The following is a 13605-nucleotide window of genomic DNA, read 5'->3' on the forward strand; positions in this document are numbered from 1 at the left end:
CTTTGCTCATTGTCGAATTATAGACCTAATTGTCGATAAAGTTATAGACCCAATTCATCGAACGGGTTCGGAGGCTGCAAAATGAGTAACAAAACTATCCTAAAATTACAGGGGCTAAGCTGCATGCACTGTGTCGGCTCAGTCACTAAAGCATTAGAAGCTCGCGGTGATGTGATAAATTTAAACGTCACTATCGATTATGCGACATTAGAAAGTGATACCAATGTTGCTGATATCATCAACACGATTACTGAAGCTGGCTATGAAGCCGAAGTTGCATCAACACCTGATGTCGAATTGCAGCTTTCGGGTTTAAATTGCATGAAATGTGCAGGCAAAACCCAAAAAGCCCTTGAAGAGGTTGAAGGTGTTGCCGCTGCGGTTGTTAGCACAACTCAGGCAAAAGTGTATGGCTCTGCTGATGCACAAACCTTAATCGCTGCGGTTGAACAAGCAGGCTTTAAGGCCCAGTTGCCGCAGTCCAATGAGGTGACGTTATCCCTTTCAGGATTAAGCTGCATGAAATGTGCGGCGAAAACCCAACAAGCACTCGAAGCTGTTGACGGTGTAGAAAGCGCACAAGTGGATACAACGTCTGCGGTTGTACAAGGTTCTGCATCAGTTTCGGCATTGATTGCTGCCGTCGAAGCCGCTGGCTACCAAGCTACAGAAGGTGAATCTCACCCAAAAACTGAGCCGCTGACCACCCAAACTGAACAGCCGGATGCTGATTCAGCGGCAATTTGTGACATTCCGGCACAAGAGTCAGATTTAGGTGAACAGCCTGACATCCCCCCAACGGATGACAGTGTGCAGTTACTGCTTGATGGCATGACCTGTGCCAGCTGTGTGAATAAAGTGCAAAAAGCACTCAGCGGCGTCCCTGGTGTGGAAAACGCACGCGTTAATTTAGCCGAGCGTAGCGCATTAGTCACAGGAACTGCAGATCCCAATGACCTGATTAATGCCGTGGTTAAAGCGGGTTATGGTGCTGAAATCATTCAAGATGAAGCCAAACGCCGTGAACGCCAGCAAGAAGTTGCTCAAGCCAATATGCGCCGTTTCCGTTGGCAATCAGCCTTAGCCTTAGCCCTTGGTATCCCTGTCATGGTATGGGGAATGATGGGCGATAATATGGTGCTGACTGAGCAAAATCACACCACATGGCTTACCATTGGGGTATTAACCTTCCTAGTAATGGTATTCGCAGGTGGGCATTTTTATCGCAGTGCATGGCAAAGTTTAAAAAATGGCAGTGCCACTATGGATACCTTGGTTGCACTGGGTACAGGAGCTGCATGGCTCTACTCTATCGTCGTTAATATTTGGCCTGAATGGTTCCCTGACCAAGCTCGCCACCTTTATTACGAAGCCAGTGCGATGATCATCGGTCTGATTAACCTTGGCCACGCTTTAGAGCAACGGGCACGCCAACGTTCCTCCAAAGCCCTTGAAAGGTTGTTAGATTTAACACCGCCAACTGCACGTGTTGTGACGGAGCAAGGCGAAGTTGACATGCCATTGGAGCAGGTTAAAAAAGGCATGATCTTACGCTTAGCGACGGGTGACCGCGTACCTGTCGATGGGGAAATCATCGAAGGGGAAGTTTGGCTAGACGAAGCGATGCTGACAGGTGAACCTATCCCGCAACAAAAAAGTAAAGGTGACCCTGTACATGCAGGTACTGTCGTGCAAGATGGTACGGTACTCTTTCGCGCCGCGGCAGTGGGAAGCCAAACCACATTAGCGCGAATTATTCACCTTGTTCGTCAAGCACAAAGTAGTAAACCGCAAATTGGCCAAATGGCGGATAAAATTTCGGCAGTGTTTGTCCCTGTAGTTGTTGCTATTGCATTGATTTCGGGGGCTATCTGGTACTTTATTGGCCCTGCGCCACAAATTACTTATGCCTTGGTTATCACCACAACTGTGTTAATCATTGCCTGTCCATGTGCTTTAGGATTAGCAACGCCGATGTCGATAATTTCAGGTGTCGGTCGTGCAGCTGAGTTCGGGGTGTTAGTCCGTGATGCGGATGCCCTTCAGCAAGCTAGCGAACTGGACACTATCGTCTTTGATAAAACAGGTACATTAACCGAAGGTATGCCTCAAGTTACTGACATCCACGTATTTAATGGTTTTGATCAGGACGGCGCATTGCAGCTCGCAGCATCGTTAGAAAATGGTTCAAACCACCCATTAGCGCGTGCTGTCTTAGCAAAAGCGAAAGGCTTAACCTTACCCGCTAATGAGCAATTTAGGACATTAGCAGGCTTAGGTGTAAGCGCAATTATTGATGGTAAAACCATTTTGTTAGGTAACCAAAAGCTGTTAGCGCAAAGCAGTGTGGATACCACAGATGTCGACGGTATTCTGCATCAGCAAGCCTCTCAAGGGGTGACCCCTGTACTGTTGGCCGTTGAAGGGAAAGTCGCTGCGTTGTTATCTATTCGTGACCCATTGCGTGAAGACAGCATCAGTGCTCTTGCTCGCTTACATAAACAAGGCTTCCGTTTGGTGATGTTAACAGGGGATAATCCAGTCACCGCAAATGCTATCGCTAAAGAAGCGGGTATTGATGAAGTGATTGCTGGCGTCATGCCTGATGGTAAATCAGCCGCAATTGAAGCCCTGCAAGCGAAAGGTCATAAAGTAGCGATGGTCGGTGATGGCATCAATGATGCCCCTGCACTTGCCCGTGCTGATGTGGGTATTGCGATGGGCGGCGGTAGTGATATCGCCATTGAAACAGCATCTATCACCTTGATGCGTCAAAGCTTACACGGGGTTGCTGATGCGGTTTCTATCTCAAAAGGGACGCTGCGCAATATGAAGCAAAACCTATTTGGTGCCTTTATATATAACACGCTGGGGATCCCAATTGCTGCTGGTATTTTATACCCACTCACAGGGACTTTACTTAACCCAGTAGTTGCAGGAGCAGCAATGGCGCTCTCCTCTATCACTGTAGTGAGTAACGCAAACCGTCTATTACGTTTTAAGCCTGAAAAATAACCTTTAAAAAAGGGTGGGGGCCTCTCTCACCCTTGAGGTTGTTGACAAAGCAGGATAAAAGCGTGGTTTTTCCTGCTTTGTGTTATCAGCCGAAAATCAATAAATTGATTTTCCTCGACTATTTTCAAAACCAATCCAACCTGCAGTCAAACCTAATCGGTTTGTCAGCAGTCTGAAGGGTGGGAGCCTATCTCATCCTTTCTCGTCTTATTTCAATCATCAAAATACGCTAAGTATTTGCCTTCCAAGATTTTATTATTTAAATCGCACGATCTTTGATGCCCTTTCTCGTCGGCTAGGTCTATACTATTAAATAATTAGCTACTTAATATTTGGAGCGCAAAATGCTTAATATTGATCGTGAAAAACTTGCTAAACTCGCTGGTGAGGAATTTAAAAAACAGCGAACTTTTTTATTAATTTTGTCCTTTTTGCTGTTGGCTGGCGGCATTTTTTGTATTGTTAACCCAATGATTTCAGGCATTGCGGTCAGTACGGTATTAGGCGTTTTACTGATTATTGGTGGTGTCGGTGCCATTGTTAGCATACTTAGCACGGTAATTTATACGGGATGGTCGCGCTTATTTGGTTTTGTGATTGGGCTAATCTATATTATTGTCGGCTATTCCTTTATTAAAGACCCACTACAAAGCTTAATCGCCCTCGCGATTTTAGTCGCCGCACTATTTATTGTCGGCGGTGTCATTCGCTTATATGTGGGTTTTCAACAAATAAAATCCCCAAGCGGTTGGCTGCAAATTCTTATCGGGTTATTAGATTTCTTTATTGCCTTTTTGCTTGTTGGCAATGGGCCATTAACGTCGATTACGCTATTAACCACGTTAATTGGTATCGAAATGGTGTTTAGCTCATTCAGCTTATTTGCGTTGCTAAGTGTGTTTAAAAACATTACTAAAAACAGTTAATTCAATTTGCCCCCTATTTGGGGGCAATCACTTCATCGATGACGACGACTGGTACTGGGTTGATTTTTATCAAGCTGATGGCCACGACCTCCTGAGCTTTTGGGGGGTTTAGGGGGAAATGACTTTTTGACTCCCTTTCCGATAGGAAGACTCCCAAATACACGTTCAAACTCATTGGCATACATTGTATAGAGTGTTTTATCCATCCCTCCCCAGAAATTCCCCATTCCAACCTGAAACTCTATATCTTTATAGTCGTATAATGTGAAACTCGTTTTCCCTACCGCCACTCCAGCAGAATATGAAGAGTTTTTATAGCGAGTTCGTGACTGTCCATGTTGTATGGCTGCAAGAGGTAAATCACCATCTCGAAGAATCATCGTTGTGAAGCGACGTTTAGGCATTGATTGTCGAAAAGTATACATGGCATTTTCACAACTTGAACATAATTTAGCCTTTTGGGATATGATTAAATTACTTATGTTAAAACTATCATGAGCCGTTAATGTTCTTATTAATGCCTGCTCCGCATGATTAACCGTTTCCCAGCCAGGCTGACGCTGGCGAGAAGTATTTTGATAGCTTAATTTATTTGTCGCCCATGTCTTAAACTCCTCACTTTGCGAGTCCATCTCCAAAAATTCATATAAATTAATAGCATATGTAAATTTAGATGTTTTATCTTTGTAAAATAATTGCGCCATACTAATGACTCGGTTGCGAATTAATGATGGATTTTTCGCAATTCTTTCAATTTTAGAGGATGCATTAAGCAGCTTTGATACTGTTTGCTGGAAATCAGCAAACATATCATCCTGTGTATCAAAAAGTCGAGGTGCTAACCCATGTTCATCCTGATAGGTCAATGGGTTGTTACGTACCATCCGATACAGATTTAAACCATCAATAGTTCCCGCGGGATCTGCGCTTAACCAACGCCCCACCCAAGGCTGATAATAACGACGACCATAATAATAAAGCCCTGTAATATCACGCTCTTGCCCTGAATAGCGCCGTGTTTTGTAGTTTACTTCCAATGCGCTACTTACCGCCCAAACAGCCGTTCCACCAAAGGGATAAAACTCCTCTTGGCTAATCAAGTTTCCATCCATATCGAGTTCTAAACCGCTATTGCTGGCAAGCCCATTAATACTATAACGAACGGTATTATTTACCATTTTATCTGGTAGCCCAATTTCCCAATGCAATACTTGGGCTTGTACCTCACTGTCTTCCCCGATACAGATCACATGGTATTTTTCATTATGTTCAATTTGCCTAATCTCTAGGTTCGGTAAATAAACAACCTTGCTTTGTTTTTGATTATATTGTGTTATTTTTAATGCCCGCTGGCTGTCGCCATCGTAGCGGTAAAACTCATTCCCGCCAGCACCATTAACACTTTGCAGTTCTTGCCTTGATGTCCACGTTAAATTTTTTCCTTGCAAAAGCTGTTTTTGCTGTCCACTTGGCGTGAATAATGGTTCCACTTGATGAGGAAACTCAGCTAAATCTGCCAGTACTGCATGGTTACTTCGGCTGCTCGTTGTCATTTTGATTGTATAAGCTTGCTGCATCGCAGGGGCACGGTGGTGAATTTGAATTAAATTCCCGCCTTTATCATAAGAATAGGCACGGAAATACCGTGTATATACCGAATTATCAATTGATGAATGGTGAGGAAGGTAGTGACTTTGCTGGCTAATACCCGCTATTTCTCGCCCTGTCGCATGGACTAATTGATAAAGCGTGTCATATTGATATCGATGCTTGGGTTCGACTTTTTGATTCCGCCAAAAAACCTTTTTTTCTGCACTATTATAAATTGCAATCACATTGCCGACAGGATCGTAGTCGTAATGTAAACTCTGAAATAATTTATAACCCAATGAGTGATTTACTGGCCTATAGGTCTGAATAAGGATTAAGCGCTGTGTCTGCGCCTCGTATACATACTCAGTCACGGCACCATTACCATAGATCTCTCGCACTTTCTGACCGACTGCCGAATATTCAATGATCTGAGTTATTAGCTGCGTATCTTGCCCTTTAACTGTGAATGTCGTTCTGATTAACTGACCTGTAATATCATATTCTCGCTGTTGTTTATGGCCTTTTGCATCAATAATAGAAAGGCAAGCACCTGCAGCATCAAAATGTGTTTGGTGAGAAAATTTTTCGGGTGATAATGCCGTTAAATCACTATCTCCTTGCCAATCAACATTAAACTCAGCATTATCAACTTGTTGAATAAACTGCCGAGTCAATAAAGTCGGTTCCCCTTGCAGTGATACTTCCTGTGTTTGCAATAACCCTGCAGTATCAAAGTGACTAATACATTGCCCAGCTAAATTTGCCAATTGTTCGGTATGCGAATTACCTGCATATTGAAAACGCTCGCTGACTCGCCAGTTCCCCCCCTCTATTTTCTCACTGACACTTTCGAGGCGACCTAATGAATCATTAGCCTCATAGCAACACCATTTAAACGTTTTATTTGCGTCAATGCTTACCATAAGCCGCTGTTCAATATCATTCAGTTGGTAAATTTCACCGCTATCAACACCTTTGTTTAATAACGAGAACCCCATTAAATCCGCATGATAATAAAAGTTATCTTGCCCACTTTCAGACAAACGTGCATCTGCATTTTTCTGTAAAAAACCATAAATATTAAAATAATGAAATTCAAGACGCTCCTGTACATCCTGTTGAATATTAGGCTGTCGATAGTATTGAAGTGTACGAACCGTAAAGTGACGGTTATCGAATGCCGTTATTGTTGGTGTGCCCGCATGAATATTTGAAATTTGAGGCGTTATCATGTTATCTCCAATTAAGGCTAACAAAATGATAACACCATCTTGTTAACGTATTGCTTCATATCGTGAAACCATAATTGAAGTGTGCCTAAATTGTCATTGTCCATTTTTATCAGGACAGACGAAAAATGCGTAATTGACGTACAACATTCGCAAATTCGCGAGAGATTGTTTACCCTATTAACCCAAGAAGAATGCAGGGTAAAATGATGGGAAAACTATTTGAAAGCTTTAAAAATTGGCTCCATATGGAAACGGCGCTGGTATACCCCTATCCTGCGATTGATGTTCGCTTATCAAAAGGCCTTAAATTGCACATTGTAGGCAGTATTCATATGGGAACAGAAAATATGTTTCCGTTATCTGCCATATTGCTCGATAAACTGAATCAAGCGGATGCATTAATTGTTGAAGCGGATATAACCCAAGCTCAATCCCCTTTCCCTCATGAAGTTGATGAGCAGCGCCCTGTTCAGCAACGTTTGAGCGAAGAACAATACGCCTTATTTTTGCAATGTTGCCAAGAAATTCACCAGTCACCCGAAAAGTTTGATAGTCTCCCTTCATGGCAAATCGCCTTGATCCTACAGGCCACTCAAGCACAAGGGCTTGGCTTGCGCGGCCACTATGGCATCGATTATCAGCTTATTCGCAACGCTCAGACCCAACTTAAACCGATCATTGAACTTGAAGGCACTGCATCCCAAGTTGAATTGCTGCTTTCCTTGCCTAATAATGGGTTAGCGCTCTTACAAGACTCATTAGTCCATTGGCGTGCAAATGCACGTTCACTGCAAACCATGATTGGTTGGTGGCTTGATTATCAACCCAATAACCACATGACTTTACCTAATACTTTCAGTAAAGATGTCTATCAAGTACTAATGGATAAACGTAATGCAGTTTGGAGTGAACAACTTAAGGCGCTTCCAGATGGCAATTATGTGGTTGCTGTTGGTGCATTACACCTATTTGGTGAAGGCAGTCTTGTTGAGTATCTGCGCCATTGTGTCAGAGATAAATAAAAGGTAAAAAAATGACTCCTGCTGTTAAATTACTTGAAAAACAAAAAATTAACTTCACATTGCACCCTTATGATCATGACCCAAATGAGAGCAACTTTGGTGATGAGGCAGTACGTAAATTAGGCTTAGATGCCAAACAAGTGTTTAAAACGTTATTAGTGGCATTAAATGGTGACCAAAAAACATTAGCTGTTGCCGTCACCCCTGTCTCAGGGCAGCTTGACTTAAAACTGGTCGCAAAAGTGTTCAAAGTGAAAAAAGTGGAAATGGCCGATCCCCAAATCGCGCAAAAGACCACTGGCTATTTATTAGGTGGCATCAGCCCATTGGGCCAAAAGAAGCGATTACCCACGGTAATCGATGACCAAGCCCAGCAATATGCAACAATGTTTATTTCAGGGGGAAAACGCGGGTTGGATATTGAATTAGCGCCAGCTGATTTAGGTAACGTACTCAATGCTACTTTTGCTGAAATTCGCAAGTAAATACGCGCATTGATAAAAAAAGCCTCATCGATATGAGGCTTTTCATATTATAAAATGAATTATTTATTGTTATAAATAATCTCACCTTTTGGTTCGTAATCTGCAGCTTTTAGTGGAGAATGTTTCTCTATATAACCTTTGAGCACTTCCGCATCCACAAAACCTGTATTCACATAGTTAGGGTGATTATCAATTTTCGGATAACCATCACCACCAATCGCATTAAAATTCAATGTTGCCATACGATAAGTTTTTGATGTATCAACAGGTTTACCATCGATTTTCACATCGCTAATCGTACCATCTTTATTCAACGTCAAGTTTACATTATAGAATTGACCATATGCCCCTGCATCGGGTTTCATATTCGCGACCGCAGTCAGGTAAGGAATGACTTCATCCCCTTTAAAATCAACGTACACTAATTCATTCGCAAAGGGTTGAACTTTCAGCACATCTTTATACGTGATATCACCGCTTTCGATAGAATCACGGACACCCCCCCCACTCATGATGGCAAAATCAGCGCCTGCGCGCTCTTTTTGAGCTGCTAACAGAAGGTGCCCCATATTGGTTTGCACAAAGCGCACTTTGCTACGATCGCCTTCCAGTTTGCCTTCAACAGAACCCACTTTGACGCTTAATTGCTTATCACCTTTCTCTTGGTATGGCGTCAGTAATTTCATCATATCTGGGTTGTGGGCGATTTCTTGTGTGTAATAAACACGCTCACTGGTACCATCTTCTTTGGTCACTTTTTTCTTCAAGTTAATTGGAATTAACTGGTAGTGTTTTAAGGTAAATTTGCCATTTTTGAATTCAAAATCAGCACGTCCTACATATTTACCCCACTCATGGGCCTGAACAATCCATGTACCATTTTGATTATCTGGCGCACAAGGAGTCCCTGGTACATAGTCCGCTTGTTTGTAGTCTTTGTTTTCTTGGGACATACAAACGGGGTCTTGTGAGTGACCACCCACTATCATATCTAAGTAACCCGCAGGTAAACTGCGTGCCATTTCGACGTCACCTGGTGCGTTTGAACCATGTTTGCCGTCATCATAGTGCCCCATGTGGGTTGCGGCGATGATAATGTCAGGTTTTTCAGTCTGGCGCAGTTCTTCAACCACTTTTTTTGCTTCATCCGCAGGTACGCGGAATTCGACATCAGGGAAATTAGCTGGGTTACCAATACGTACAGTATCATCTGTAGTCAGCCCCATCACTGCAATTTTTACACCTTGTTTATCAAATATTTGATAAGGTTTAAACAGACGTTTACCTGTGCTGGTTTGGTAAATATTAGCGGATAAGAATGGGAAGGTTGCCCATTTTTCTTGCTGACGTAGCGTTTCAAGCGGATTATCGAACTCATGGTTACCCAATGCCATTGCATCGTACCCGACTAAATTCATCCCTTTGAAATCAGGCTCCGCGTCTTGTAAATCAGATTCTGGAACCCCTGTATTGATATCACCACCAGAGAGTAGCAACACACTGCCACCTTGCTTCGCCACTTCATTGCGAATTTCATCAACGACGGTTTTTTGCGCTGCTAAACCGTATTCGCCGTGGTCGTTATGCCAAAAGTGACCATGGTGGTCATTTGTATGCAAAATAGTGATATTGTAGGTTTTGTCTTTTTCCCACGCGTTTGCCATCGTCGCGGGTATTAACGCTAACGATACTGTTAATGCACATGCGGATGCTTTAAATGCAAACTTCATACACTTCTCCCTGCTGGTATAGGAATTTTTATTCGTTAATATTAGATTATAGTTTGTCACTGCCCGCAGATTTATAGCATAAAAATATGAGCAAGATTTGATACCTCTTGCAGAATAAGAAATTCGTTTCATAAAAATGAGATCACCATCAAATAATTCACTGATATTATTTTTCATGTGGCTTATTTATTCATTTCAATAAATTGTATTTCAGTTATATTGATAACAATTATGTAACACAGAAAGTTGATAATTATGAGTGAGCAAACAACAACCCCTAATAACGCAAATCCATCAAAACCCGTGAATAAAACAGGGAAAACCGTCTTCAGTATTCTGACAGCAATTAGTGTCTCCCATTTATTAAACGACATGATCCAATCGCTTATCTTAGCGATTTATCCTTTATTACAATCTGATTTCTCGCTGAGCTTCGCGCAAATTGGGATGATCACCCTAACGTATCAGATTACCGCATCCCTACTGCAGCCTGTTATTGGCTACTACACGGATAAACACCCTCAGCCATACTCATTACCAATTGGCATGAGCTTTACATTGACTGGGTTAATTTTATTGGCGATGGCAGAAACCTTCCCAATGATTTTATTTGCAGCCGCTTTAGTCGGGACGGGTTCTTCAGTCTTCCACCCAGAATCATCTCGTGTAGCTCGAATGGCTTCAGGTGGTCGTCACGGCCTTGCTCAGTCATTTTTCCAAGTAGGCGGTAACTTAGGGGCATCACTAGGGCCGTTGCTTGCCGCATTAATTATTGAACCTTATGGAAAAGGCAACTTAGGTTGGTTCTCCCTTGCGGCTTTGTTAGCGATTGTGATTTTACTGCAAGTCAGTAACTGGTATAAGCAGCAACATCGCGCTGCCAGTAAAAAAACCATTTCCACTGGCAACATTAAAATCTTACCTCGCAAGGCGGTTATTGGTTCGTTAGCGGTCTTACTAGTTTTGATTTTTTCTAAATACTTCTATTTGGCTAGCATTAGCAGTTATTACACCTTTTATCTTATAGAGAAGTTTGGTGTTTCTGTGCAAAATGCCCAGATTCACCTATTTGTTTTCTTATTCGCTGTTGCCGCAGGGACAATGATTGGCGGCCCTATTGGGGATAAAATAGGTCGTAAATATGTTATTTGGTTCTCAATCCTCGGTGTCGCCCCCTTTACCCTCATTTTACCGTATGCTTCGCTGTACTGGACGGGCGTGCTAACTGTAATCATTGGGATGATTTTAGCCTCTGCGTTCTCAGCTATTTTGGTGTATGCACAGGAGCTGATCCCCGGTAAAACCGGCATGGTATCAGGATTGTTCTTCGGTCTTGCATTCGGAATGGGCGGTGTTGGGGCAGCAGTTTTAGGCCATATTGCTGACCAAACCAGTATTGAGCAAGTTTATCATTATTGTGCTTTCTTGCCATTACTTGGGATTTTTACAGTATTGTTACCAAATATCGGTCATAAATAGATTTATTTTCTTATTTTACCCACACTTAATTAAAAATAAGTGTGGGTCTTTCCTACCATATTTCCTAAAAATTTCAGCTAAAAATCGCCTAATCCTAAAGTTTGTAACGATTTAGCACCTTTAGTCTGTCTTTTTTTTAAAAACATTTCATTTTTTTAAGGAAATATTTCTCAAAAAAAGTTAAAATAGAAAAACATGCAAATTGGCATTTTAAAATGAAGGCCTCATTTTAAAAGTCAACGGCATGTACCCACCTTATATTTTCATACTAACCAGAGGAGACTAAATGGAGCATTCAACGCCCTTAATCACAACCATTGTTGGTGGTCTCGCCCTTGCATATTTGTTAGGTATGATCGCACAGCGATTAAAAATCTCCCCACTTGTGGGCTACCTTGCAGCAGGTGTCCTTGCAGGCCCATTTACCCCAGGGTTTGTGGCAGATGCAGCGCTTGCACCTGAATTAGCTGAAATCGGCGTTATCTTGCTGATGTTTGGCGTGGGTTTACACTTTTCACTCAAAGATTTACTAGCCGTTAAAGCCATTGCTATTCCTGGTGCAATTGCACAAATTGCGGTAGCAACCCTATTAGGTCTCGGCCTGTCGATGTTATTTGGCTGGGGCATTTTTACTGGTATTGTCTTTGGTTTATGTCTTTCAACCGCCAGTACCGTGGTTTTATTACGCGCATTAGAAGAACGGCAACTCATTGAAAGCCAACGCGGGCAAATTGCCATTGGCTGGCTAATTGTGGAAGACTTAGCCATGGTTCTTACCCTGGTACTGCTTCCTGCCGCAGCTGCTATCATGAATACAGATGATGCAAGCTTTAGTGAGCTCGCATTAGGCCTTGCCTGGACAATTGGTAAAGTTGTTTTATTCATATTCATTATGATTGTGGTCGGTCGTAAAGTCATTCCATGGATTTTATCTCGTACCGCCTCAACAGGTTCTCGTGAGCTGTTCACCTTAGCTGTTCTCGCCCTTGCGTTAGGTATCGCTTATGCCGCTGTAGCTATCTTTGATGCTTCCTTTGCGCTGGGGGCGTTCTTCGCGGGTATGGTTCTGAACGAGTCTGAGCTGAGCCACCGTGCAGCACAAGACACCTTACCACTGCGTGATGCATTTGCGGTTCTGTTCTTCGTTTCCGTTGGTATGCTTTTCGATCCGATGGTTCTGATCCAGCAACCTCTCGGTATCTTGGCTGTTCTGGCTATCATTATTATTGGTAAGTCCGCTGCGGCCCTGGTTCTGGTCAGAATGTTTGGGCACTCACGGCGAACCGCATTAACCATCTCCGTCAGCCTTGCGCAAATTGGTGAGTTTGCGTTTATATTAGCGGGTATGGGCCTCACCCTCGGCGTGATGGATAAAGACGCACAAAACTTGGTGTTAGCGGGTGCTATTGTCTCTATTATGCTTAACCCAGTATTATTTAGTTTGTTAGATAAATACCTTGAAAGAACAGAAACGATTGAAGAGCAACTTCTGGAAGAAACGCTGGAAGAAGAAACACAAGTACCTGTCGATATCTGTGGTCACGCCATCATCGTCGGTTATGGTCGTGTCGGAGGTATGTTAGCGGACAAACTGCGTAGACGAGAAATCCCTGTTGTCGTCGTGGAAGACACCCGTGCTCGCTTTGAGGAGCTGGCTGAAAATGGCTTCAGTGCAATCCTCGGTAATGGAGCGAATAAAGAAATCATCAGCCTTGCCCGCATTGAATGTGCTAAAACGTTATTATTAACCATTCCAAATGGTTATGAAGCAGGTGAAATCGTCGCAACCGCGAAAGAGATGAACCCTGACGTTACCGTTATTGTTCGTGCCCACTATGATGATGAAGTCAGCTTTATTAAAGAGCGCGGCGCTGATCATATCATTATAGGTGAACATGAAATTGCCAAATCCATGGCGACACTCATGTGTAATGATGTGGAAGAGTTTGGCTGTTCTATCGATGATATGCTTGATGGCGGCAACGATAAAAAAGGTGAAGGCAAAAGTTTAGATGATTATCTAAAACCGGCTCACTAACCTCCTCTCTCTATAAATACAAAAAGGAAGCCATGGCTTCCTTTTTTATTACTACACATTGCTTATGTGCTTTTTATTCAGCCTT

Annotated in this window: 8 protein-coding genes; 6 read left to right on the top strand and 2 right to left on the bottom strand. The window is 42.7% G+C overall.

The annotated features are described in order from the left end of the window. Positions 1-81 precede the first annotated feature (81 nt). Entirely contained in the window at positions 82-3015 is a 2934-nt protein-coding gene (gene copA, locus PR808_RS13235) for a copper-exporting P-type ATPase CopA (RefSeq protein WP_206082912.1), read from the top strand. A 344-nt stretch (positions 3016-3359) separates the two neighbouring features. Beyond that, complete coding sequence (locus PR808_RS13240; protein ID WP_206082913.1) at positions 3360-3941, top strand: HdeD family acid-resistance protein; 582 nt, start codon at positions 3360-3362, stop codon at positions 3939-3941. 32 nt (positions 3942-3973) lie between these two features. On the opposite strand, the gene PR808_RS13245 is transcribed toward PR808_RS13240, so the two are convergent. Further along, on the bottom strand, positions 3974-6766 hold the full coding sequence (locus PR808_RS13245; protein WP_272539454.1) for an RHS repeat-associated core domain-containing protein: 2793 nt from the start codon (positions 6764-6766) through the stop codon (positions 3974-3976). Between the two features lie 206 nt (positions 6767-6972). Here PR808_RS13245 and PR808_RS13250 point away from each other — a divergent pair, with 206 nt between their 5' ends. Further along, positions 6973-7788: a TraB/GumN family protein gene (locus PR808_RS13250; RefSeq protein WP_272539511.1), complete on the top strand. Its 816-nt coding sequence runs from the start codon at positions 6973-6975 to the stop codon at positions 7786-7788. 11 nt (positions 7789-7799) lie between these two features. Next, positions 7800-8273, top strand: coding sequence for a Cys-tRNA(Pro)/Cys-tRNA(Cys) deacylase YbaK (gene ybaK, locus PR808_RS13255; protein WP_206082916.1), 474 nt, complete (start codon positions 7800-7802; stop codon positions 8271-8273). Positions 8274-8332: 59 nt separating this feature from the next. Here the strand turns inward: ybaK and ushA are convergent, their stop codons facing one another. After that, the gene (gene ushA, locus PR808_RS13260) at positions 8333-10003 is read right to left on the bottom strand and encodes a bifunctional UDP-sugar hydrolase/5'-nucleotidase UshA (RefSeq protein ID WP_206082917.1); all 1671 of its coding nucleotides are present in this window, start codon (positions 10001-10003) and stop codon (positions 8333-8335) included. Positions 10004-10258: 255 nt separating this feature from the next. On the opposite strand from ushA, the gene PR808_RS13265 reads away from it, so the two are divergent. After that, complete coding sequence (locus PR808_RS13265; RefSeq protein WP_241016788.1) at positions 10259-11482, top strand: MFS transporter; 1224 nt, start codon at positions 10259-10261, stop codon at positions 11480-11482. Between the two features lie 286 nt (positions 11483-11768). Then, a complete protein-coding gene (gene ybaL / locus PR808_RS13270) occupies positions 11769-13520 on the top strand; it encodes a YbaL family putative K(+) efflux transporter (RefSeq protein ID WP_206082918.1) in 1752 nt (583 codons plus the stop codon). Positions 13521-13605: the final 85 nt, after the last annotated feature.

Origin of the sequence: Providencia sp. PROV197 (assembly GCF_028479625.1) — a bacterium.
Lineage (GTDB): Bacteria > Pseudomonadota > Gammaproteobacteria > Enterobacterales > Enterobacteriaceae > Providencia > Providencia vermicola.

Bases quoted from the DNA above. Each gene is read 5' to 3' on its own strand.
- copA (WP_206082912.1), top strand. From the start codon at position 82: ATGAGTAACAAAACTATCCTAAAATTACAGGGGCTAAGCTGCATGCAC.
- PR808_RS13240 (WP_206082913.1), top strand. From the start codon at position 3,360: ATGCTTAATATTGATCGTGAAAAACTTGCTAAACTCGCTGGTGAGGAA.
- PR808_RS13245 (WP_272539454.1), bottom strand. From the start codon at position 6,766: ATGATAACGCCTCAAATTTCAAATATTCATGCGGGCACACCAACAATA.
- PR808_RS13250 (WP_272539511.1), top strand. From the start codon at position 6,973: ATGGGAAAACTATTTGAAAGCTTTAAAAATTGGCTCCATATGGAAACG.
- ybaK (WP_206082916.1), top strand. From the start codon at position 7,800: ATGACTCCTGCTGTTAAATTACTTGAAAAACAAAAAATTAACTTCACA.
- ushA (WP_206082917.1), bottom strand. From the start codon at position 10,003: ATGAAGTTTGCATTTAAAGCATCCGCATGTGCATTAACAGTATCGTTA.
- PR808_RS13265 (WP_241016788.1), top strand. From the start codon at position 10,259: ATGAGTGAGCAAACAACAACCCCTAATAACGCAAATCCATCAAAACCC.
- ybaL (WP_206082918.1), top strand. From the start codon at position 11,769: ATGGAGCATTCAACGCCCTTAATCACAACCATTGTTGGTGGTCTCGCC.